20 protein-coding genes and 1 riboswitch are annotated in these 22613 nt (G+C 68.1%); of the genes, 8 read left to right on the plus strand and 12 right to left on the minus strand.

Annotation, left to right across the window (positions count from 1 at the left end):
- The first annotated feature begins 27 nt into the window (after window positions 1-27).
- From WHX56_RS05030 to WHX56_RS05045, 4 genes are all read left to right on the plus strand, one after another.
- Window positions 28-639, plus strand: a complete 612-nt coding sequence (locus WHX56_RS05030) for an NAD(P)-dependent oxidoreductase (protein ID WP_129241849.1) — start codon at window positions 28-30, stop codon at window positions 637-639.
- 135 nt (window positions 640-774) lie between these two features.
- On the plus strand, window positions 775-1233 hold the full coding sequence (locus WHX56_RS05035) for a nuclear transport factor 2 family protein (protein ID WP_129241850.1): 459 nt from the start codon (window positions 775-777) through the stop codon (window positions 1231-1233).
- Window positions 1234-1236: 3 nt separating this feature from the next.
- Window positions 1237-1809: a flavin reductase family protein gene (locus WHX56_RS05040; RefSeq protein WP_129241851.1), complete on the plus strand. Its 573-nt coding sequence runs from the start codon at window positions 1237-1239 to the stop codon at window positions 1807-1809.
- Between the two features lie 4 nt (window positions 1810-1813).
- On the plus strand, window positions 1814-2317 hold the full coding sequence (locus WHX56_RS05045) for a nucleoside 2-deoxyribosyltransferase (protein WP_338880624.1): 504 nt from the start codon (window positions 1814-1816) through the stop codon (window positions 2315-2317).
- On the opposite strand, the gene WHX56_RS05050 is transcribed toward WHX56_RS05045, so the two are convergent.
- The gene (locus WHX56_RS05050) at window positions 2314-2979 is read right to left on the minus strand and encodes a TetR/AcrR family transcriptional regulator (RefSeq protein WP_338880625.1); all 666 of its coding nucleotides are present in this window, start codon (window positions 2977-2979) and stop codon (window positions 2314-2316) included. The genes WHX56_RS05045 and WHX56_RS05050 overlap by 4 nt on opposite strands.
- Before the next feature lie 151 nt (window positions 2980-3130).
- Between WHX56_RS05050 and WHX56_RS05055 the strand changes: the two genes are divergently transcribed.
- Window positions 3131-4330, plus strand: coding sequence for an arabinose transporter (locus WHX56_RS05055; RefSeq protein WP_338880626.1), 1200 nt, complete (start codon window positions 3131-3133; stop codon window positions 4328-4330).
- A gap of 42 nt (window positions 4331-4372) precedes the next feature.
- On the opposite strand, the gene ribB is transcribed toward WHX56_RS05055, so the two are convergent.
- The gene (gene ribB / locus WHX56_RS05060; protein WP_129241855.1) at window positions 4373-5092 is read right to left on the minus strand and encodes a 3,4-dihydroxy-2-butanone-4-phosphate synthase; all 720 of its coding nucleotides are present in this window, start codon (window positions 5090-5092) and stop codon (window positions 4373-4375) included.
- A 112-nt stretch (window positions 5093-5204) separates the two neighbouring features.
- Window positions 5205-5359: riboswitch (FMN riboswitch) on the minus strand.
- 113 nt (window positions 5360-5472) lie between these two features.
- Window positions 5473-5982 (minus strand): SET domain-containing protein, encoded by a 510-nt coding sequence (locus WHX56_RS05065; RefSeq protein ID WP_129241856.1) that lies wholly within the window; start codon window positions 5980-5982, stop codon window positions 5473-5475.
- Window positions 5983-6089: 107 nt separating this feature from the next.
- On the opposite strand from WHX56_RS05065, the gene WHX56_RS05070 reads away from it, so the two are divergent.
- Complete coding sequence (locus WHX56_RS05070) at window positions 6090-7010, plus strand: bestrophin family protein (RefSeq protein ID WP_129241857.1); 921 nt, start codon at window positions 6090-6092, stop codon at window positions 7008-7010.
- A gap of 5 nt (window positions 7011-7015) precedes the next feature.
- Here the strand turns inward: WHX56_RS05070 and WHX56_RS05075 are convergent, their stop codons facing one another.
- Window positions 7016-7486 carry an Lrp/AsnC family transcriptional regulator gene (locus WHX56_RS05075; RefSeq protein WP_129241858.1) on the minus strand — a complete coding sequence of 157 codons (471 nt, stop codon included), beginning with the start codon at window positions 7484-7486 and terminating at the stop codon, window positions 7016-7018.
- Between the two features lie 93 nt (window positions 7487-7579).
- On the opposite strand from WHX56_RS05075, the gene ilvB reads away from it, so the two are divergent.
- Window positions 7580-9406 (plus strand): biosynthetic-type acetolactate synthase large subunit, encoded by a 1827-nt coding sequence (ilvB, locus tag WHX56_RS05080; protein ID WP_338881747.1) that lies wholly within the window; start codon window positions 7580-7582, stop codon window positions 9404-9406.
- A 214-nt stretch (window positions 9407-9620) separates the two neighbouring features.
- Here the strand turns inward: ilvB and WHX56_RS05085 are convergent, their stop codons facing one another.
- From WHX56_RS05085 to WHX56_RS05105, 5 genes are all read right to left on the minus strand, one after another.
- A complete protein-coding gene (locus WHX56_RS05085; protein ID WP_338880627.1) occupies window positions 9621-10400 on the minus strand; it encodes an SDR family oxidoreductase in 780 nt (259 codons plus the stop codon).
- A gap of 11 nt (window positions 10401-10411) precedes the next feature.
- Entirely contained in the window at window positions 10412-11269 is an 858-nt protein-coding gene (locus WHX56_RS05090; protein WP_338880628.1) for an ABC transporter permease, read from the minus strand.
- A 6-nt stretch (window positions 11270-11275) separates the two neighbouring features.
- Window positions 11276-12046, minus strand: a complete 771-nt coding sequence (locus WHX56_RS05095) for an ABC transporter ATP-binding protein (protein WP_338880629.1) — start codon at window positions 12044-12046, stop codon at window positions 11276-11278.
- Window positions 12046-13110: an ABC transporter substrate-binding protein gene (locus WHX56_RS05100; protein ID WP_422393640.1), complete on the minus strand. Its 1065-nt coding sequence runs from the start codon at window positions 13108-13110 to the stop codon at window positions 12046-12048. The genes WHX56_RS05095 and WHX56_RS05100 overlap by 1 nt, the downstream gene beginning before the upstream one ends.
- Window positions 13111-13280: 170 nt before the next feature.
- Window positions 13281-15914 (minus strand): DNA topoisomerase III, encoded by a 2634-nt coding sequence (locus tag WHX56_RS05105; RefSeq protein ID WP_287752806.1) that lies wholly within the window; start codon window positions 15912-15914, stop codon window positions 13281-13283.
- 62 nt (window positions 15915-15976) lie between these two features.
- Here WHX56_RS05105 and WHX56_RS05110 point away from each other — a divergent pair, with 62 nt between their 5' ends.
- On the plus strand, window positions 15977-18604 hold the full coding sequence (locus WHX56_RS05110) for a GDYXXLXY domain-containing protein (protein WP_338880631.1): 2628 nt from the start codon (window positions 15977-15979) through the stop codon (window positions 18602-18604).
- Window positions 18605-18772: 168 nt separating this feature from the next.
- Here WHX56_RS05110 and gluQRS read toward each other — a convergent pair whose 3' ends face one another.
- The 3 genes from gluQRS to WHX56_RS05125 form a co-directional block, all read right to left on the minus strand.
- Entirely contained in the window at window positions 18773-19648 is an 876-nt protein-coding gene (gene gluQRS, locus WHX56_RS05115; protein ID WP_338880632.1) for a tRNA glutamyl-Q(34) synthetase GluQRS, read from the minus strand.
- Window positions 19649-19715: 67 nt separating this feature from the next.
- A complete protein-coding gene (locus WHX56_RS05120) occupies window positions 19716-20174 on the minus strand; it encodes a DUF494 family protein (RefSeq protein ID WP_129241883.1) in 459 nt (152 codons plus the stop codon).
- A gap of 240 nt (window positions 20175-20414) precedes the next feature.
- Complete coding sequence (locus tag WHX56_RS05125; RefSeq protein ID WP_338880633.1) at window positions 20415-22439, minus strand: TRAP transporter permease; 2025 nt, start codon at window positions 22437-22439, stop codon at window positions 20415-20417.
- Window positions 22440-22613: the final 174 nt, after the last annotated feature.

The following is a 22613-nucleotide window of genomic DNA, read 5'->3' on the forward strand; positions in this document are numbered from 1 at the left end:
CGGCTTCCCCTACCTAGGAGCAAGACCATGAAAGTCGCATTGATCGGAATTACCGGCCGCGTGGGTTCGCGCGTGGCGGATGAATTGCTCAAGCGCGGCCACCAGGTCACGGGTGTCGCCCGCAACCTGTCCGACGTGAATCCCCAGCCCGGCCTGACCATCAAGCAGGGCGACGCCACCGACCCGGAGGCATTGACCGCCATCCTGGCCGGCCATGACGCCGTGATCAGCGCATCGCGCTTCGTCTCGTCCGACGCCAAGCCGCTGCTGCATGCGGTAAAGGACGCCGGCGTGCCGCGCCTGCTGGTGGTGGGGGGCGCGGGCAGCCTGATGGTGGCGCCCGGCAAGATGCTGATCGATACGCCCGAGTTCCCGGACGCCTACAAGCCCGAGGCCCGCGCGGGCGTGGTGTTCCTGGACGCGCTGCGCCAGGAAAAGGTGCTGAACTGGACGTTCCTGTCGCCTTCCGCGCTGTTCGAGCCGGGCGAGCGCACCGGCAAGTTCCGGGTGGGGGACGACACCCTGCTGGCCGACGAGGAAGGCAAGAGCTGGATCTCGATGGAAGACTACGCCATTGCGCTGGTCGACGAGCTGGAGACGCCCAAGCACTCGCGCCGCCGTTATACGGTCGGATATTGACCCTGCCGGAGGGCGGAGGGAAAAAAAGGGCCCGGTCGGGCCCTTTTGCCATTGGGGAAAAGGCCGCGATATCCGCCCTTTTATTTGTAAACTGGCACACCGCGCCAACCGGCGTCACGACCTGAGTTGTCCTGTATGCGTATGAAGTTGAAATCGTTGGCCCTCTGTATGCTGGTCGCCGCCGCCACCCTGGCGATCGCGCCGGCGCGCGCGGCCGGGCCCCAGTCCAACAAGGACATCGTGGTGGCGTTCTTCCGCATGATGTTCCAGGACCGCAACGTCGACGAGGCGGTACGCCGGTACGTCGGTCCGGGCTATACGCAGCACAATCCGTACATGCAGGACGGCGTGGAACCCATGGTGGACTTCTTTCCAGCCTATTTCGAGCAGCATCCGCAGTCCATCGTCGAGATCAAGCGGGTGATCGCCGAAGGCGACCTGGTGATGATCCACAACCTGTGGCGCGATTCCCCGGAAGATCGCGGCCAGGCCGTGGTCGACATCTTCCGGGTGGAAAACGGCAAGATCGTCGAGCACTGGGACGTGAGCCAGGAAATTCCGGAGAATCCGGCCAACAAGAACGGCATGTTCTAGACCATGTCTTCCCGCATCGAACCCGTCGACCTGCCGCGCGCCTACCTGCTGCTGAACCACGGCCCCACGGTGCTGGTGACCAGCGCGCACGGCGAGGCGCGCAACGTCATGGCGGCCGCCTGGGCCATGCCCCTGGATTTCAGCCCGCCCAAGATGCTGGTGGTGGTGGACAAGAACACCTATACGCGCGAACTGATCGAAGCGTCCGGCGAGTTCGCGCTGTGCATCCCCTCGCGCGCGCAGGCCCAGGCCACGCTGCGGGTGGGTTCGCATTCCGGGCGCGGCGAGGACAAGTTCCTGGCCAGCGGCCTGACGACGTTTCCGGCCAGCAAGATCGGCGCGCCGCTGGTCAGCGGCTGCCTGGGCTGGCTGGAGTGCCGGGTCGTGCCCGAGCCGCACAACCAGCAGGCCTACGATCTGTTCATCGGCGAAGTCGTGGCCGCGTGGGCGGCGCCGGACGCGTTCTCGGGCAACCGCTGGCATTTCCCCGACGGCGAGCGCCGCTCGGTCCATTACCTGGCCGGCGGGTCCTTCTTCGCCACGGGCGAGGCCTTCAACGTCTCCGATCCGGAGTAGCGCCATGCGCAGCGTGTACCTCGCCGGTTTCGACGTATTCCTGCCCGACGCCGAGGCGCACGGCGAACGCCTGAAGGCGCTGGCCGCCGCCCACGGCTTCGAGGGCCTGTTCCCGCTGGACAACCGGGCGCCCCGCAACCTGTCCGGCCCGGCGCTGGCGCAATGGATCTACCGCGAGAACGTCGCCTTGATCCGGCGCGCCGACTTGGTGATGGCGAACCTGAATCCGTTCCGCGGGGCCGAGCCCGATTCGGGCACGGCGTTCGAGGTCGGCTACGCCATCGCCTGCGGCAAGCCCGTCTGGGGCTATACCCGCCAGGCGGGGTCGCTGATCGACCAGGTGGCCGTGGGCGCGGCGGCCGACGACGGCGCGTCGCGCATGGTGGACGCCGAGGGCTATACCGTCGAGGATTTCGGCCTGAGCCTGAACCTGATGCTGGCGTGCAGCGCCCGCATCGTCCAGGGCGACGCCGCCGACTGCCTGGCCCGCATGGCCGAGGCGTCCTAGCGCCGCGCTGCTTTCTTCGCCGCCGTCCTGCGCGGCGCCGGCCGGGCCGCGGGGGTGCCCAGATACCCCATCACCGCATCCACCACCGCCTGTTCAAGCTGTGCGGGCGAAAAGCCCGCGGGCGGCTCCAGCGCGGCCGCGTGCACCAGGGACTCCATGATGCGCAGCACCACGTAGGTCGCCAGGTCGCGGTCCTGCTGCGCGATCTCGTCGCGGTGGAATTCCAGCAGGTGGCGCATGCGGCGATGGATGTCCTGGTCGGCGCGGCTGTGTTCGCGCGGCAGGTCGAACAGCGGGAATTCCCGCTCCAGCACGCGGTGCAGCGCGGGCTCCAGCAGATGCGCGTGCAGCATGGCCTGGACGATGGCCGCGACGCGTTCGCGCAGCGTGGCGGCGGGATTGCTGTTCAGGACCTGGTCGATCACGTCCAGCATCTGGTTGTCGTGGCGGTCGTGCAGCGCCGCGATCAGCGCGTTCTTGTTGGGAAAGTACTGGTACAGCGACCCGACGCTGACGCCGGCGGTTTCCGCGATCAGGTTGGTGTTGGTGCCGGCATAGCCGTGCGTGGCCAGAATGCGAGCCGTGGCTTGAAGAATCGTCTCCACGGTGTGCTGGGACCTGAGCTGGCGCGGCGATTTCCGGGGCTGTGGGATGGCGGTCATGGTTGCGGTGAAAGGCGAGTATCGAACATGAGCAATCGCTCATAAAATTTTCGGCAGGCGGTCCTGGCGGCTGCCCGCAAGGGCGGATTATGCCATCGCCGGTTTTGGCGCGATGGCGGCGGGCCCGCAATCACCTGATCGAGGAATATCCATGTCGAACTCATCTGCGGCCGGGGCCTTGCCCGCGGCCCACGGACCCGCGCGTTCCGTTTTCGCGCAAGTGCTGCCGCTGGCCCTGGCGGTATTCGTCGGCTTTTTCATGATCGGCCTGCCCATGCCGGTGCTGCCGCTGTACGTGGACGGCGCGCTGGCGCTGGGCGCGTTGGCGGTCGGGGTGGTGGCCGGCGTGCAGTTCGCCGCCGCGCTGTTGTCGCGCGCCTACGCGGGTTCGCTGGCGGACCGCCGCGGCGCCAAGCGGGCGGTGGCGGGCGGCTTCATGCTGGGCTCGGTCGCGGGCCTGTTCTATCTGCTGGCCGAGGATCTGTCGCCGCGTCCGCAGGCGGCGCTGGCCGCCCTGCTGGCCGGACGCGCGCTGATGGGATGCGCCGAAAGCCTCATCGTCACGGGCGCGCTCAGTTGGGGCGTGGGCCGCGCGGGGCCGCAGAACGCCGGCCGCGTGATGGCCTGGGTGGGCGTGGCCATCTACGCCGCCTATGCGCTGGGCGCGCCGGCGGGCATGCGGCTGTACGGCGTTGCCGGCTTCGCCGGCATCGCCTGGGCCACCGTGCTGATCCCGCTGGCGGCCCTGGCGCTGGTGCTGCCGCTGCGCGGGGTGCGCGCCGCGGGCGGCTCGCGCACGCCCTTCTACAAGGTGCTGGGGCTGGTGCTGCTTCCGGGCCTGGGCCTGGCGCTGTCCAGCGTCGGCTTCGGCGTGATCACGGCCTTCGTGAGCCTGCTGTTCGGGCAGCGGGGCTGGGACGGCGCCGCATGGATGTTCACCGCGTTCGGCGGCGGCTTCATCCTGGCCCGGGTGTTCTTCGCGGGCCTGCCGGACAAGCTGGGCGGCGCGCGCGTGGCGCTCGCATGCGTGCTGATCGAAGCGGCGGGGCAGTGGCTGATCTGGTCGGGCGCCACGCCGACCTGGGCCTATGCCGGCGCCCTGTTGACGGGCGCGGGGTATTCGCTGGCCTTCCCGGCCTTCGGCGTGGAGGCCGTGCGCCGCGTGCCCGCCGCGAGCCGCGGCGCGGCCATGGGGGCCTACGTCGCCTTCCTGGACGTCGCCCTGGGCCTGAGCAGCCCGGCGGCCGGCTGGCTGGCCGGCGCGCAAGGCTATGGCGCGGTGTACGTGATGGGGGGCGCGTGCGCCCTGGCCGCGATGGTCGTCGCGATGGCGCTCAGGGGCCGCGCATGACGGCCGGGCGGCGCCTCCAGGCTGGGGGCGCCGCCCGCGGGATCAGGCCGTCGCGGCCATCTCCAGGATTTCATCGTCGATGGCTTCGGCCTGGCCGTCCTTCAACTGTTGCAGATGGTCGGCCAGTTCGGCGATGGTCAGCGCTACCAGCCCGTGCAGCGCGGCATAGCGCTCCAGCGCCGCGCCGCGCATCATCGTGCCGTCGGCGTTCATCAGTTCGCACAGCACGCCGGCCGGACGCAGGCCGGCCAGCACCGCCAGGTCCACGGAGCCTTCCGTGTGGCCGCGGCGGGCCAGCACGCCGCCCGGCTGGGCGCGCAGCGGGAACACGTGCCCCGGGCTGACGATGTCGTCGCTTTGCGCCGCCGGGGAGATGGCGGCGCGGATCGTGGTGACGCGGTCCACGGCCGACACGCCGGTGCTTACGCCTTCGCGCGCCTCGATGGAGACGGTGAAGGCGGTGGCGTAGCGGCTCTGGTTGCGCTGGACCATGGGCGGCAGCCCGAGGCGGTCCAGGGTTTCGCCCGGCAGGCACAGGCAGACGATGCCGCTGCCGTCGCGGATCAACTGGGCCATGACGGGCACGGTCAGCTTATCGGCGGCGACGATCAGGTCGGCCTCGTTTTCGCGGTCGAAGTCGTCCATGAGGATGACCGGCCGGCCCAGGCGCAGATGGTGCAGGGCGCGCTGCAGGCGAGCGGCGAAAGGCTGCGAAGCCAGGCTGGGGATGGGGGACTGCGGGGTAAGGGTAACGTTGGACATTGAAACGCTCTCGCAAGTTTGAAGGGGCGAAAAACGTTTCAGGGCTACTCGACAGCCGAACGCAATACGATCGTCTGGACGCGGGCGCGCCTGGACGAGCGGGTTTGTGCCGGCACATCTTCTCTCATCCGGACTGTGACCGTCGGCCCTGGCATCTCACCAGATCTGCTGACCCCGGTGTCCGTGAAGGACGCCGGGCGCTCGCGGGCTTGCCACATTGCATGGCATACCGCCGGTGGGGAGTTTCACCCCGCCCTGAAGACGTACTGCATGTCGTGTTAACGACCCAGTGATTGTACGCCTGTCCGGGGCGGGGCGTTGAATATGCTTATTGCGCCCGGGGTCTTCGCCTGCCGCGAGGGACGGACCTCCCCTCCCGTTTACGAGGCCGCTTCGGGCTTGTCCGCCTTCTTCTTTTTTGCCGGCAGCGCCAGCATCGTGCCGCGGCACGGCGGCGTGCCGCAAAGGCAGCGGTAGCCTTCCTTGAGCTTCTTGGTGATGCGGCCGTCCAGGACCAGGCCGTAGTCGTAGGACAGTTCGGTGCCGCGCGGAATGTCCCGTAGCGCGACGATGTAGACGCGCTTGCCGTGCTTACCTTCCTGGGCCTCGCAATTGGGTTCGCAGGAATGGTTGATCCAGCGGGCGTCGTTGCCCTGGTCGCCGCCGTCGATCACGCGGCCGGAGCTGAGCGCGAAGAAGAAAGTATGGAAGGGATCGTCCGGATTGGTGGGGTGGCGGCGGTCCGCTTCCTTGGCGCTGATGCGCTCGCCGCCGTATTCGATGATGCGCGTGCCGGCGGGGATCTTGCGCGCGGCGAAGACGCCGTTGCCGTGCAGCTTGGAGCGGCGGACGACGTGCCAGGGCTTGATCGGAGTAGCTTCGGTGGTCATTGGGCGGCGGCGGTGGCGGTGAGTCGAAACAGAATTATATCGGCGCGCATTTGGCGCGATGACGGGCGTATAGTGTGCGCCGCCCTGTTCCCGATCGAATACGCATCATGATCGTCCGTCCGCGTCCTTCCGCGCTGGCCCTGTTCTTCGTTCTGCGCGGCTCCATCATTCCGCGCATCCTCAGCCGCATCCTCGTCATCACGCTGCTGTCCTGTCTGGTGGTGTGGATGTACCACCGGCAATGGTTTTCGCCGGCGCACCTGTCGGCGGTGCCGTTTTCGCTGTTCGGCCTGGCCCTGTCCGTGTTCATGGGCTTTCGCAACAACGTCTGCTACGACCGCTGGTGGGAAGCCCGCAAGCAGTGGGGTGAACTGATCGTGCAGGCGCGCAGCCTGGCGCGCGAAAGCGCGGTGCTGCTGGCCGCCAGCACCGCCAACCCGGTGCAGGAGCGCATCGTGCGGCGCTGCATCGGCTTTGCCTACGCGCTGGCGGCGCGGCTGCGCGAAGAGGACATGGCGGCCGCGGCGCGCCCCTGGGTGCAGCAGGACGAGGCCGAGACGCTGGCCGGATGCCGCAATGTGCCGGACGCCCTGCTCATGGCCATCAACCGCGACCTGGCCGCCTGTCTGCGCCGCGGCGAGCTGAGCGACATTCTCTACGAGGGGCTGACCCGGCGCGTGGCCGCCTGCGCCGCCATCCAGGCGGCCTGCGAACGGATCAAGTTCACGCCCTCGCCGTTCGCCTATTCGCTGCTGCTGCACCGCACGGCGTGGCTGTTCTGCCTGTTGCTGCCGTTCGGGCTGGTGGGGGCGCTGGAATACCTGATGCCGGTGGCGGTCACCATCGTGGCCTACACCTTCTTCGGCCTGGATGCCGTGGGCGACGAGCTGGAAGATCCGTTCGGCGTCGACGAGAACGACCTGCCGCTGTCGGCCCTGGCCCGCGTGATCGAAATCGACCTGCTGGAAGGCCTGGGCGTGCGGCCGCTGCCCGAGCCCGCCCAGCCGGTGGATTTCGTGCTGCGCTGACGCCGTCAGTCCGCCGGGCCCGTCAGCGGCAACTGGGTTTCCTTCAGCCGGCGCAGCACGAAGCACGATTTGCTGTGCCGGATCCCCGGGATCCGGTAGAGCTGTTCGCGCAGCAGGCGTTCGTAGTCGCGCGTGTCGCGCACGGCGATGCGGATGTAATAGTCATAGTCGCCCGAGACCAGGAAGGCCTCCAGCACCTCGGGGATCTGCGCCAGCGCCCGGCCGAACTCGTACAGGGTCTCCTCGCTGTGGCTCTCCAGGGTGACGTGGACGATCACCGTATCCATGAAGCCCAGGCTGGCGGGGTCGATGTCCACGGTGTAGCCGCGGATCACCCCGGCGCTCTCCATGCGCTTGATGCGGTTCCAGCAGGGCGTGGACGACAGTCCCACCGCTGCGCCGATGTCGTTCAGGCTGGCGCGCGCGTTCTCCTGCAGCACCCTCAAAATCGCCAGATCAAACTTGTCCAGGTTCATTTTCTTTGATTCCTCCAAATCGAAGATAAATTTACTGCGTTTACGGGTTATCGGTGGAAAAGAAGATAAATATTCTTCCGATATACCAATAAGATAGATAGCATGAACGATCGCCTGCACCCCACCGCCGCCGCCGCGCTTGCCGCCTCTGATCGCCCCGCTGACAACGGGGCGAAAATTCTGCTCGATACGTTGATCGCCCACGGCGTGGATACGGTGTTCGGCTACCCCGGGGGCGCCGTGCTGCCCCTGTACGACGCCCTCTATGCCGAGCCGCGCCTGAAGCACGTGCTGGTGCGGCACGAACAGGCGGCCGTGCACGCCGCCGAGGGCTACGCCCGCAGCACCGGCCGCACGGGCGTGGTCTTCGTCACCTCGGGCCCCGGCATGGCCAACACCACGTCCGGGCTGCTGGACGCCATGTGCGACTCGATTCCGGTGCTGTGCGTCAGCGGCCAGGTCGCCACGGCCGCCATCGGCACCGACGCCTTCCAGGAGTGCGACGCCATCGGCATCTCGCGCTCGGTGACCAAGTGGAACACCCAGATCCGGGCGGTGGACGACGTGGCCGGCGTGGTGGGCCGCGCGTTCGAACTGGCCCGCCAGGGCCGCCCCGGCCCGGTGCTGGTGGATTTCCCGAAGGACGTGCAGTTGGCCGTGCCGCGCGACGCGGACGACGGCATCCCGGCCGCGCCCTCGCAGCAGAAGCTGGCCGCGCTGCGCGCGCGGCGCCAGGCCGGCAAGCTGGCCCCCAAGCTGCCGCAGTCGGCCGTGCGCCGCGCCGCCGCGCTGATCGCCCACGCCAAGCGCCCCATCTTCTATGGCGGCGGCGGGCTGGTGAACGCCGGCCCCGAGGCCTGCGCGGCGTTCACGGACCTGGTGCGCCATACCGGCGCGCCCTGCACGCTGACGCTGATGGGCCTGGGCGCCTTCCCGGCGTCCAGCCCGCAATTCGTCGGCATGCTGGGCATGCACGGCACGGTCGAGGCCAACCTGGCCATGCACAACGCCGACCTGGTGGTCTGCATCGGCGCCCGCTTCGACGACCGCATCACGGGCAAGCTGTCCGAATTCTGTCCGCATGCCCGCAAGATCCACATCGACATCGATCCCGCTTCCATCAACAAGGTGGTGCGCGTGGACGTGGCGCTGGTGGGCGACTGCCTGCCGCTGGTGAGCGCGCTGCGCGCCGAGCTGGGCGACCAGCCCCTGGAAGCGGCGCGGCTGGCGCCGTGGTGGTCCCGCATCGCGGCCTGGCGCGCCCAGGACTGCCTGGGCTACACGCCCGCGGCCGACGCCATCCTGCCGCAGCACCTGATGTCGCGCCTGAACGCGGCGCTGGAAGGCCGCGACGCCATCGTCTCGACCGACGTGGGCCAGCACCAGATGTGGGCGGCCCAGTACCTGCGCTTCGACGAGCCGAACCGCTGGCTGACCTCGGGCGGCGCCGGCACCATGGGCTACGGCGTGCCCGCCGCCATCGGCGCGCAGGTCGGGCACCCCGGCAAGACGGTGGTCTGCGTCAGCGGCGACGCGTCGGTGCTGATGAACATCCAGGAACTGTCCACCGCCATGCAGCACCAGACGCCCGTCAAGGTCGTGCTGTGCAACAACGGCTACATGGGCATGGTGCGCCAGTGGCAGGAACTGATCCACGGGGGCCGCTACAGCCACAGCTACAACGCGTCGCTGCCGGACTTCGTGGCGTTGGCGAAGGCGTTCGGCTGGGGCGCCGCCCGGGTGGACGATCCGGCAAAGTTGGACGCGGCGCTGGCCGAATGCCTGGCGCACGACGGCCCCTATTTCCTGGACGTGGCGGTCACGGCGCAGGAGAACTGCTTCCCGATGATGCCCGCGGGCCACGGCCACCAGAAGATGATGCTGGCCGAGGGGGTGTGGTATCAGGATGAGACGACTTGATTTTGTCTTTGGTGTCTGACACCCGGGGAGGGGCGCTTCAACTTGTTCCGCCGCCGCATCGGGTGTCAGACACCTGCGCAGTCCGTCTCGTACGGGTGTCAGACTCCTCTGCAAAGGGCGTCTGGTCGCGCAGGTGTCTGACACCCGTACGAGACACTCTCTCGGACTGAAGCCGGTGCACCCGGGTGTCTGACACCCACCCACCTAGCCCGTTTCAAAACTGTATCGACAACCCCCCATCCACCACCAGCACGTGGCCGTTCACGTACGAGGCCGCGGGCGAGGCCAGGAACACGGCGGCCCCGGCGATCTCTTCCGGTTCTCCCCAGCGGCCCAGCGGGTTGCGCGAAGCGACGCGCGGCCCGATTTTCGGGTCCGCGACCATATCCGCGTTGGTTTCCGTGGCGAAGGTGCCCGGGGCGATGGCGTTGCTGGTGATGCCGCGCGGGCCGAATTCCGCCGCCAGCGCGCGCACCATGCCCGTCAGGCCCTGCTTGGCCGCCGGGTAGACCGCGTCGCCCGGGCGGGCCAGTTCGCCGACCACCGAGGTGATGGCGATCAGGCGCCCGCCGCCCTGGCGCACCATGCGTTCGGCGGCGAACTTGGCCAGCAGCATGCCGGCCACCAGGTCCGTGTCGATCAGTTCGCGGATCTCGGCCGGCGTAGTGTCGGCCAGCGTCTTGCGGTTGCGCGCGCCCACGTTGTTCACCAGGATGTCCAGCCGGCCGTGTTCGGTATCGACGCGGCCGAACGCGGCCTGCATGGCGGCGTCGTCGCTGATGTCGAAAGCCAGCGCGTGCGCGTCCAGGCCGTCGCGCTTCAACGTGTCGACGCTGGCCTGCGCGGCGGCCGCATTGCGGCCGTTGATCAACACGCGCGCGCCGCAGCCGGCCAGCGCCCGCGCAATGCAGAAACCCAGCCCGCGGGCCGACCCGGTCACCAGGGCCACCTGGCCGGTGAGGTCGAAGTTGCGCAGATACGGTAGCGTGTTCATGTCAATCGTCCTCACCCTTCGCGGAACTCGGGCGCCCAATGCAGCAGCCGGCGTTCCAGCCAGGTCACGCAATAGACCAGCGCGATACCCACGACCGACAGCAGCGTCACCGCCGCGAACATGTCGGTGGCGTTCAGGGTCGCCAGCGCCGTGATCATCAGGTAGCCCATCCCCGTCGTGGAGCCGACGAATTCCGCCAGCACCACGCCGATCAGCGCGAAGCTGATGGCGTTGGGCAGCGCCGCGAAGGTCCACGCGGCGGCGGTGGGAATGCGCACCCGCCACAGGATCTGGCGCGGCGAGCCGCCCAGCGTGCGGCAGAAGTCCACCAGTTCGCGCTCCACGCTGCGGCCGCCCTTGTAGGTGTTGAAGAACACCAGGAAGAACACCACGAACCACGACGTTACCACCTTGGAGGCCAGCCCCAGGCCGAAGAACATGGTGATGAGCGGCACGAAGGCGATGCGCGGCATCGAATTGAACGCCACGATGAACGGGTTGAACACGTCGGCCAGGAAACGGCTGCGGCTGAGCGTCATGCCCACGATGAAGCCGCTGCCCACGCCCACCAGCAGCCCCACCATGGTGGCCTGCAAGGTCAGCCACAAGTGCGGCCAGACCGACCGGGGGCCGGGCTGCAGCCATTCCCACAGCCGCACCGCCACGCGCGAGGGCTGGCTGATGAAGAAGGGGTCGAACAGGGTGTTCTGGGCGAACCACGGAATGCGCGTCAGGATTTCCCAGGAACCCAGGATGATGGCAAGGATCAGCACCTGCCACAGCGTGATGCGCAGCCGGCGCGCCATGCCGGCGCGGCGGTCCAGCCGCAACTGGTCCTGCAGGGAATCGGAAGTATCGGTCGGGATCATGATGATTCAGGCGGCGGCGCGGAACTGCTGTCCCAATACGCTCCAGAGGCTTTGCACGTGGGTCACGAACTGCGGGGTTTCGCGCAGCGTGAAGACGTCGCGCGGATGCGGGATGGCGATGCGCTCGTCCAGCAGCACGCGGCTGGGCGGGCCGGACAGCACCACCACGCGGTCGGACAGCAGGATGGCCTCGTCCAGGTCGTGCGTGACCATGACGATGGTCTGGCCCAGCTTGCGCCAGATCTCGATGAGTTCTCGGTGCAGGTGCGTCTTGGTGTGCGTGTCCAGCGCGCCGAAAGGTTCGTCCAGCAGCAGGATGCGCGGCTCCACCGCCAGGCTCATCAGCAGCGCCACGCGCCGCCGCATGCCGCCGGACAACTGGTGCGGAAAGGCGTCGGCGAATGCCGACAGGTGGCCCAGTTCCAGCAGCTCGGCCACGCGGCGCTCGATCCTGCCGGCGGGCACGCCCTGGAACTTCAGGCCCAGCGCCACGTTCTTCCTCACGCTGAACCAGGGCAGCAGCGTGTCCTTCTGGAAGATGTAGCCCAGCGCGGGCGGCACCTGCCCGTCCACGGTCCGGCCATCCACGCGGATGGTGCCCGTGGTGGGGCGCAGGAAGCCCGCGATCATGTTCAGCAGCGTGCTCTTGCCGCAGCCCGAAGGGCCCACGATGGAGACGAATTCGCCCTCCGCGACCGTCAGGCTGACTTCGCCCACCGCGTGGGTCGTGGCCTGGCGCGTCTGGTACGCCTTGCCGACCTTGTCCAGCTCGATCATCAGAGACCCCGGGCGCGGCGCACGAAGCTCATGTTCACGCAACGGTCGTAGGGCACCGTCTTGATCTCCTCGTTGGAGAACTGGCGGCCGTCGCCCATGATGGCCGTCATGCGGTCGTAGGCTTCCTGGGTGATGAGGTTGTCTTTGAGGAACACGGTTTCCTTGTAGACGCCCAGCGTCTTCTCGATCGCCTCGCGCGGGAAGGCGTTGAGGTAATCGTCGTAGATGGCGTCGGTGACGGCCGCGGCGCTGTTGGCGCTGATGAAGTCCTGCGCCCGCACCAGCCCCGTGACGAAGGCCTGCACCACTTCCGGGCGCTTCTGGATGGTGTCCTGCAGGGTCAGGGCCGCGATGCCGGGCACGTCGCCGCCCATGAACTCGTTCCACGAGCTTTCGGTGGTGGCGTCGAAGATGGGCACGCCCCAGCCCTCCTGGCGGGCCTGCTCCATCATGGACATGGTGGCCATGCTGGCGGACACCGAACCCGTCTTGAGCGCGCCCAGCATGGTGGCCAGGTCGCCCAGGGGGCGGATGTCGACCTTGTCGGCCACGCCGGCTTTTTGCATCAGGTACAGCGCCATCAGCCAGGTGCTGGACTGCGGCTGGGTGGCGCCCACCCGCTTGCCGGCCAGGTCCTTCAAGGATTTGATCTTGCCGCTCTCGAAATCCTCGCGGCGCACGATGATGTTGGCGTAGGTGAGCTTGCGGTCGAAGCCGAACACCAGGGTGGCGGGCTTGCCGGCCAGGGTCAGGGCCGGCGCCGCGGTGGCGGCGGTGGCGCCGAACACGATCTGGCCCGCGGCCAGCAACTGGTTGGTGCGCGGGCCGCTCTGCGAATTCAGGTATTCGACTTCGAGCCCGCCTTCGCCGAAATAGCCCTTCTTCAGCGCCACGTAGCCGGCGGCGAAGAACGGATCGATGCTGCCCTGGCCATAGGCCACGCGGCCGAGTTTGGGCTGGGCGAACGCGACGCGGCCGTTGACGAGGCCGATGCCGGCCAGCGCTCCGGCTGCGGTCAGCACGCGGCGGCGGGTGGTGAAATCGGGGCTAGCGCTCATTGTCATCCTCGGTTTTGGTCTGGTTGCTGCGGTTTGGCGTAGACAATACCCCAGCATCGGGCGTCCAACAATGGAAAACGCCCGGTTGCCCGGGCGTTGCGGAACTGCTGGCAGTATGTCAGGTGTCTGACACCCGATGAGACGGCCTGGCCGCCCGCACCGGCATTCCAAGGGTGTCAGACACCCGCGGTCTTCTTCGGCGCTGCCTTCTTGACGGCCTTCTTCGCGGCGGTTTTCGTCGCCGTCTTGGTCGCGGTCTTTTTCACCGCGGCCTTCTTGGCCGGCGCCTTCTTCGCGGCGGTCTTGGCTGCCGTCTTCGTCGCCGTCTTGGCCGGCGCGCCCGCGCGCCCCGGTTTTTCTGGACGTGGTTCGAACTCGAAGCCGATCTTGCCGTCCGGCTGGCGGACGAGGAAGGCCTTGAACTTGCGGTTCGTGCGGCTGGAGACGAAGCCGTCGAGCAGGTCGGTACGGCCGTCGGCCAAGAGTTTTTCCATCTGTTCGCGCGAGATCTCCTGCTGAAGGATGACCTTGCCCGAACGGAAATCGCAGCTCTTTTCGGGGCCGACGGATTTCTCGCAGACGTAGCTCATGCCGTGCTCGAACACGCGCGACTGGCACTTGGGGCACTTGCCCACCGGCGTGTGGCCGGAGAAGTCCACGGCCTCGTTGTCGTCCTCGTCGTTCTGGCCGAAGTCGAATTCCAGCTTGTACTCGTCGCTGATGCGCAGAATGGCGGCGAACGGGCGGCCCATCTTGCTGATGAAGCCCTGCAGCGGACCGATCTCGCGCTTGGCCAGCAGCTCTTCCACTTCGGGCAGTTCGAAGGTGCGGCCGCCCGGGTGCTTGCCGATGGAGAAATCGCAGGCGGTGCAGGCGAAGCGGCGATAGTTCTCCTTCACCACGGCGCCGCATTTCGGGCACGGCGTCTGCAGCGTGGCGTAGTCGCCGGGCACCGTGTCGCGCTCGTATTCCTTGGCGCGCTTGACGATCACCTGCGTCATCTGCGCGATTTCGCGCATGAACGCGGCGCGGTCCAGCCCGCCCTGTTCGATTTGCTTGAGCTTGTGTTCCCATTCGCCGGTCAGTTCGGGCGACGTGAGTTCGGAGACGTCTAGGCCGGACAGCAGCGTCATCAACTGGCGCGCCTTGGCGGTGGGCACCAAGTCGCGGCCTTCGCGGCGCAGATAGACTTCGTTGAGCAGGCCTTCGATGATGGCGGCGCGCGTGGCCGGGGTGCCCAGGCCGCGCTCGGACATGGCTTCGCGCAGTTCTTCGTCGTCCACCAGCTTGCCGGCGCCTTCCATGGCCGACAGCAGCGTGCCTTCGTTGAAGCGCGCCGGCGGCTTGGTGGTCAGGCCCACGGCTTCCACGTCCTCGGTGCGCACGGTCTCGCCGTCCGCCACCGGCACCAGGTTGGCGTCCTCGCCCTGGGCTTCCTTGCCGTACACGGCCAGCCATCCCGGGTTGACCAGCACCTTGCCGTCGGTGCGGAAGCGGTGCCCCTGCACTTCGGTCATGCGCGTGGTGACGCGGTATTCCGCGGCGGGGAAGAACACCGCCAGGAAGCGCTTGAGCACCAGGTCGTACAGCTTGCCCTCGGCCTCGCTGAGGTCGTGCGGAATCTGCAGCGTCGGGATGATCGCGAAGTGATCCGACACCTTTTTGTTGTCGAAAATGCGGCGGTTCGGCTTCACCCATTGCTTGCCGACCACCGTGTCCGCGTGGCGGGCCAGGCCGCCCACCGCGTTGGAGCCGCCCTTGGCCAGCGCCCGCATGGTTTCCTGCACGGTGGCGATGTAGTCCTCGGGCAGATAGCGCGAATCGGTACGCGGGTAGGTCAGCGCCTTGTGGCGTTCGTACAGGGTCTGGGCCAGCGCCAGCGTGGTCTTGGCCGAAAAGCCGAAGCGGCCGTTGGCTTCGCGCTGCAGGGACGTCAGGTCGTACAGGGCCGGCGACATCTGGGTCGACGGCTTGGATTCTTCGGTGACATTGCCGGGCTGGTCGCGGCAGGCGGCCACCACGCTCTGCGCGGCGGCCAGCGACCACAGGCGCGATTCGCGCTTTTCGGGGTCGCGTTCGTCTTTCTTGAAGTCGGGGTCGATCCAGCGGCCTTCGTACAGGCCGGCGGCCGCCACGAACTGCGCGCGCACTTCCCAGTAATCGCGCGGCACGAAACGGCGGATGCGCTCCTCGCGCTCGGCCACGATGGCCAGCGTGGGAGTCTGCACCCGGCCCACCGGCGTCTTGAAGAAACCGCCGTCCTTGCTGTTGAAGGCGGTCATGGCGCGCGTGCCGTTGATGCCCACCAGCCAGTCGGCCTCGGCGCGCGACCGGGCGGCCGCTTCCAGCGGCTTGAGCTGGACGTCGTCGCGCAGGTTGGCGAAGGCTTCGCGGATGGCGGCCTGGGTCATCGATTGCAGCCACAGGCGCTGGATCGGTTTTTTCACGCCCGCGTACTGAATGATGTAGCGGAAGATCAGTTCGCCCTCGCGTCCCGCGTCACAGGCATTGATGATGGCGTCCACGTCCTTGCGCTTGGCCAGGCGGACCAGCAGCTTCAGGCGCTCCGCGGACTTCTTGTCGGTGGGGCCCAGCTCGAATTCAGGCGGGATCACGGGCAGGTGCGTGAAGCTCCATTTCCCCTTGACCGGATCGTTGGGCGCGACCAAGCTGAGCAAATGACCGATGCTCGATGCGAGGACGTAACGTTCGCTTTCAAAATAGTCGCCCTCGCGCGCGAAGCCTCCCAAGGCGCGTGATATATCAAGGGCCACCGAGGGCTTCTCGGCAATAATCAGCGTTTTATTCATGTGTATCCAGTGGCGGTAGACCCGCCTTAGTAGCGCGGATAATAAGATCGGAGATTCGCGAGATGCAAGTCGGCACTGAAAGACAAGCGGGATCCGAACTGCACGCTTGGCGTCAATTTCTGGCGCGAAGCACCCTCTGGCTGGGCGTTTTGCTGCTGGGCAGCGCGGCGGTTTGCTGGGTCGCCGCCAACTGGCAGGACATGACAAAAGTACAGCGCTTCGCCGGTATCCAGGGGCTTTTGGCGGCCTGCGCGCTGGCCGCCGCCTGGGCCGGAATGCGCCTGCGCGCCACCCCCGGCGTGCGCCGCAGCATTCCCGGCGCCCTGCTGGCGCTGGCCGGCATCCTGCTCGGCGCCCTGCTCGCGCTATTGGGCCAAACTTACCAGACTGGCGCCGATACCTGGGAACTGTTCGCCTGGTGGGCGGTGCTGCTGCTGCCCTGGGCCCTGGCGGCGGCCAGCCAGGCGGTCTGGCTGCTCTGGGTGTTGGTGCTGAACGTGGCCATGGCCCTGTGGCTGGGCGAACGCGCCTTCGACTGGTGGATGGTCTTCGGCGGCCCCGGGGCCGCCAGCCTGATCGTGGCGGCCCTGAACCTCGTGCTGCTGCTGGCCTGGGAAACGGCCGCGCGCCGCTGGCGGGCCAGCACGCTCTTCGGGCCGCGCATCCTGGCCGCCCTGACCATCAGCGTGCTGGTCGTGTCCCTGATGTTCGGCGACTACATCCTGCGCGGCCTGGGCACCGCCAACGGCGTGGCCTGGCTGGCGGTCACGCTGGGCCTGGGCTTTTATTATCAGCGGGGCCGGCGCGACCTGGTCATCCTGGCCATGCTGGCCGCCGGCGTGATCTGTGTGTCGCTGCGGGTGGTGGGCGAATGGCTGCTGCGGCTGGAACCCGGCGTGTGGGCCGCCCTGCCGCTGGCCGCGCTGCTGATGGCCGAAGCGGTCTGGGCCGCCCGCTGGCTGCGCCGGCTGGGCGCGGAACCGGCGGCGCCGGTGGCGGCGGCGGATGCCGAACCGGCCGCCGCGTCGGCGGGCAACGCGGTCGATCCGGCCGAATCGGGCGCGCCGGTGGCGCAGTTGGCGCCGGCCGCCGCGGCGCAGGCCGACCCGCCCTGGTTCGTGCAGTGCCTGCTGGGCCTGAGCGCCTGGCTGGCCACTCTGCTGCTGCTGGTGTTCGTGGCTTTCTCCGGCGTGATCACGACCGAGGAAGGCGCGCTGGTGGCCGGCCTGGTGCTGTGCGCGGCGGGCGTGGCGGTGCTGCGCAGCGACGCCGGGCCCTTCTGGCGCCAGTGCGGCACGGCCATGGCCTTCACCGGCCAGATCCTGATCATCTACGGCCTGTCCAGTTCCACCTCGTTCACCAACGCCTGCCTGTTCGTGCTGCTGATGGCCGCGGCGGTCTATGCGCTGGGTCCGGACGCGATCCTGCGCTTCCTGAGCGGGCTGCTGATCGCCCTGGCGGCCGCCGGCCTGATCTGGCGCGGCGTGGCGCCGGAACTGATGCGCGACGACCTGCTGGACGCCTGGCTGGATTTCGACGTGGCGCAGGCCACCTTCGTCTGGCTGCCCATCGCGGTGACGGGCGCCTGGGCCACGGCGGTCCTGTTCACCCTTGGCCGCCGCCTGGGCGGCAGGCGCGGCCATACGCTGCAGCCGCTGGCCTGGGCTTTCCTGCTGTCGGTCCAGGGCATGGTGTGGCTGGCCAGCGGCATTTCGGCCCAGCAGTTGCCGGCGATGTGGCAGCTCAACCCCCGGACGGCGGTGCTGGTGACGGCCGGCGCCGTGCTTCCCGCGGCCGCGGCCCTGGCGGTGCTGTGGCCGCGCCGCCGCATGCTGACGGCGGGCGTGACCTGGGGCGTCCCGCTGGCGCTGCTGGTCCTGGCCCTGTTCTGGCTGCCCAGCCCGGGCGTGGGCTTCGCCCTGGCCTGGCTGCTGCTGGGCTTCGGCCTGAACCAGCCGCGCCTGGTCATTTTCGGCGTGCTCAGCCTGCTGGCCTACCTGGGCGTCTATTACTACCAGCTCGACGTGCCGCTGCTGCAGAAGGCGCTGTGGCTGGGCGGCGCGGCGGTGCTGCTCTTCCTCCTGCGGGGCCTGGTGTGGCTGGTGCCGCGCCTGATGCGCACGCAGACGGCCGCCGCCCGCGGGCCGCTGCCGCCGGTGTCGGGCGCGCTGCGCTGGCGCACGCTGGCCATCCTGGGTGGCCTGGCGCTGGTGCTGGCGGTGGCCAACGGCGGGATCTGGCAGCGCGAAAAACTGCTGGCTTCCGGCAAGGTGGTCATCCTGGAACTGGCGCCGGTGGACCCCCGTTCGCTCATGCAGGGCGACTACATGGCCCTGAACTTCGCCGCCAGCCGGGAGGTCACGCGGCTGCGCCTGGGCGGCGAGAGCCAGCGCGATGACGCTTCCATCCTGGGCTACGAGCCCGACGGCTACGTCATGCTGGCGCGCGACGAGCGCGGCGTTGCGCAGCCGCTGCGCATCCAGTCCGAGGTGCATCCCCATACCGAGGGCGAGGTGCCGCTGCGCTACCGCGTCCGCAACAACGGCGTGCGCATCGTGACCAACGCCTATTTCTTCCCCGAGGGGCAGGCGGAGCGTTACCAGGTCGCGAAATACGGCGAACTGCGCGTGGCCGAGGACGGCGAGGCGCTGCTGGTGCGGATGCTGGGCGCGGACTTGCAGCCGCTGTAGGCGGCCGGGCATGCTGGAAGCCAGGTGTTGGAAGTCAGGTGTCTGACACCCGTACGGGATGCCCGTCAGGCTGAAGCTTCTGTTTCCCGGGTGTCTGACACCCGGGAAGATCGGCGACAGCCCGTACCGGCATCCCGTACGGGTGTCAGACACAGGCAGTCTTAGAGCCTACGGGAAGCGCCGCGCCCAACGCGCGGCGGCTTCGCGCAGGAAGGCAGCGCGGTCCGGGGCCTCGAAGGAGGGGAAGCCCAGCGCGTTCCACGCGGCTTTCAGCGCCTCCAGCGGCGCGCTGGTATCGACCGCCGGCGCGCCGTTCTGCTTGGACAGCTTCAGCCCGCTGCCCGCGTCCAGGATCAGCGGCACGTGCAGGTAGCGCACCGGGGGCAGGCCCAGCAGGCGTCCCAGCACGCGTTGGCGCGCCGTGGAACTGAGCAGGTCCGCGCCCCGCACCACGTCCGTGACGCCCTGCGCCGCATCGTCCACCACCACGGCCAGTTGATAGGCCCACAGGCCGTCCGCGCGCCGCAGGGCCATGTCGCCCACGGCCTGCGCCACATCCTGTTCCTGCGGGCCCAGCCAGCGGTCCTTGAAGCGTTCCACGCCTTCCGGCAGCCTCACGCGCCAGGCGCGCGCCTGGCGGCCTTCCGGCAGGCCGTGGCGGCAGGTGCCCGGGTAGGGCCGTTCGCCGTCGGTGCCGGGCTGGGCCTGGCCCCGCAGGGCGGAATCGGCGATTTCGCGGCGGGTGCAGCCGCAGCCGTAGATCAGGCCGCGCGCCGCCAGACTGTCGAAGGCGGCCTGGTAGGCGTCGCCGCGGCGCGATTGCCACATGACCTCGCCGTCCCAGGCCAGGCCCAGCGCCTCCAGTTGCCCCATGATGCGCTCGGCCGCGCCGGGTACGGTGCGCGGCGTGTCCACGTCTTCGATGCGCAGCAGCCAGCGGCCGCCGTGCGCGCGCGCGTCCAGCCAGCTCGCCAGCGCGGCGACCAGCGAGCCCGCATGCAGCGGGCCGCTGGGGCTGGGAGCGAAACGGCCTACGTAGTTCACGGGACTAGGCCCGCGCGGTAGCGCGCGGGGAGCGGCAAGGGGGATCCGGTGCGGCGGCGCGCCGCGCTCAATGCAGGCGGCGCGTGCCGTCGTCGTCCAGCAGTTCTTCCAGGACCAGATTGTCGATCTCGGCCTCTTGGCTCCAGAGGACCATGAGGGCGATGATCTTGATCTTGGAGAGCGGCACGGGCGATTCCGGCGCGGCCAGGCCCCGGTCGATGACGATTTCGCGCAGGGGCGCGGGCAGCACGCCGGCCGATTCCAGGAAGGCGATGAAGCCGATGGATTCGGTGCCGAGCTGCTGGTATTCGTGATCGGTGTAGATGCGGGTGCCGGTGGTGGGTGCCTGGGCCAGGTCGACGCATCGTTCCGTGGTCTCGGCCAGCCCATAAAGCCACCCGAGAGCGTCGTCGATGTCTTCGTGCTCGAACCCGGCGGCGGCAAGCCGCTTGGCCAGCACGTCGGCCGCAGGACAGGCTTGCGGCGTGTAGTAATTCTCGTACAGATAAACCAGGATATCGAACATATGGCGCAGTTTTGTGCCTGTTTGCACAGTCGGCCCGCATATCGGCAGACCAGCAAACATGAATTTTACTTTACGCTGATTTATAGGGCCGGGCAACCGGCCCGGCGGGGGAATGTTGTATGCCGTCACCCTGGGGCAACAGCCGCGCCTTCTTCGGTCAATTGCTGCCAAAATACCTGATTCCGGAATAAAAGGGGCGGACCAGTCAGATCCGCCCCTTTTATTTTGCGGGCAGGCGCCTCAAGCGGCCTTGGGCGCGCTTTCCAGCTTGAGCTGCGCCAACTGGCGCACGAACACCGGAATGCAGATCGCCAGTCCGATCAGGCCGCTGGTCAGCCCCGGCACGATAGTCAGCAGCGCGCCGATCGTGCACAGCCAGCGTTCCCAGCTTTTCATGCCCACCAGCATGTAGCGCGAGAACGCGGCCGACAGCAGCACCAGGCCGACGATGCAGCCGAACAGCGTCACGAAGAAGTCGTACAAGGTGAAGCCCTGGACCGAAATCAGCAGCGACGGCGAGAACACGAACACGAACGGCACGATGAGCTTGGTGATGCCCAGCCGGAACGCCGTGTTGCCGGTTTTGAATGGGTCGCTGCCCGCCATCCCCGCCGCCGCGTAGGCCGCCAGCGCCACGGGTGGCGTGATGTCCGCCAGGATGCCGAAATAGAACACGAAGAAGTGCGCCGCGATGGGCTGCACGCCCAACTGCACCAGCGTGGGGGCGGCCACCGCCACCATGATCAGGTAATTCGCCGTGGTGGGCACGCCGCAGCCCATCAGCACGCAGACGATGCCCGTCATCAGCAGCGCGGCGACCAGCGTCAGCGACTGCATGTCGGCGATCGACGCGGGCAGGATCATCGCGGCGCCGCTGGCCAGCACCTGCGAGGCCGAGATCACGATGTACGAGATCTTGAAGCCCACGCCGGTCAGCGTCACCACGCCGATCACGATGCCCACCGTGCCCGCCGCCGCGCCCACGGCCAGCGCGTACTTCGCGCCGGTCTCGAAGGCCTCGTAGAGGTCGCGCCAGCGCAGCCGCTGGAAGGGGTTCAGCAGGCCCACCACGATGCAGCCCGTGATGCCCGCGAACGCCGCCAGGTAGGGCGTGCGGCCGCTGGCCAGCACGCCGATCAGCAGCACCAGCGGGATCAGGGTCGGCCAGCGCATCTTGAACGACTGCTTGAGCTTGGGCATTTCTTCTTCGGTCAGCCCGCGCAGGCCTTCGCGCTTGGCCTCGAAGTGCACTTGCATGAACATGCCGAAGAAATACAGGAAGGCCGGAAAAATGCCCGCGATGGCGATCTGCTGGTACGGGATGCCCAGGAATTCGATCATCAGGAAGGCGGCCGCGCCCATGATGGGCGGCGTGATCTGCCCGCCGGTGCTGCTGGCGGCCTCCACGCCCGCGGCGAAGTGCCGCGGATACCCGATGCGGATCATGGCGGGAATCGTCAGCGACCCCACCGTCACCGCGTTGGCCACCGAGGAGCCCGACAGCATGCCGAACATGGCGGAGCCGAACACCGACACCTTGGCCGGGCCGCCGGCGTAGCGGCCCGCGACGGTGGAGGCCACGTCCAGGAACAACTGGCCCAGCCCGATGCGCGTGGCCAGCACCCCGAACAGCACGAAGTGGAACACGTAGGTCGCCACCACGCCCACCGCCACGCCATATACCCCCTGGCTGGTGAGGTACATGTGGTTGACGATCTGCGACCAGTTATTGCCCGCGTGCTTGAGCAGGCCCGGGAAGTACGGGCCGAACATGGCATATGCCATGAAGACCAGCGCGATGATGGGCAGCGGCCAGCCCATGGCGCGGCGCGTGGCCTCCAGCAGGCCGATCAGCAGGATCGACCCCATGAGCACGTCTTCGGGCAGCGGATTCCCGACCCGGAACGCCAGGTCCTCGAAAATATAGGGGATGTACAGCACCGACAGGGCCAGCACGATGGCGATGATCCAGTCGTACAGCGGAATGCCGCCGGGCGCGTACCAGGTCGATTTGGGCTCGCGGGTGTAGTGCGCCTTGGAAAAGCCGAACACCAGGAAAATGAGGCTCAGCACGAACGCCAGGTGCACGCCGCGGTGCGTGGCCTCGCGCAGCAGCCCGAAACCCGCCGTGTAGTAGTGGAAGATCGAGAGCGTCACCAGCAGGCCGGAGACAATCCAGGTGGCTGTCTTGTCCAGCGGCCGGAAGCGGATTTCCGAATCGTACTTTTCCGCGAGCTGCTGGGTCTTGTCGTGGTCTATTTCCATCGCCGTGATTCTCAGGATGATTCAACAAGCAGGGCCGCTCATGGCGGCCCCACTCAAGCGCGGCGCAGCGCACCGCAGATAGGCAAACTCCGTTTCCCAAGCAGCAAACTCGCCGCACGCCGCCGCAGCTCCCCGATCGGGGCCGCGTGGATCCGGCTCCGCCGGTCCACTGCG

It is taken from the genome of Achromobacter veterisilvae, from assembly GCF_037619525.1.
GTDB classification, from domain to species: Bacteria; Pseudomonadota; Gammaproteobacteria; order Burkholderiales; family Burkholderiaceae_B; genus Achromobacter; species Achromobacter veterisilvae.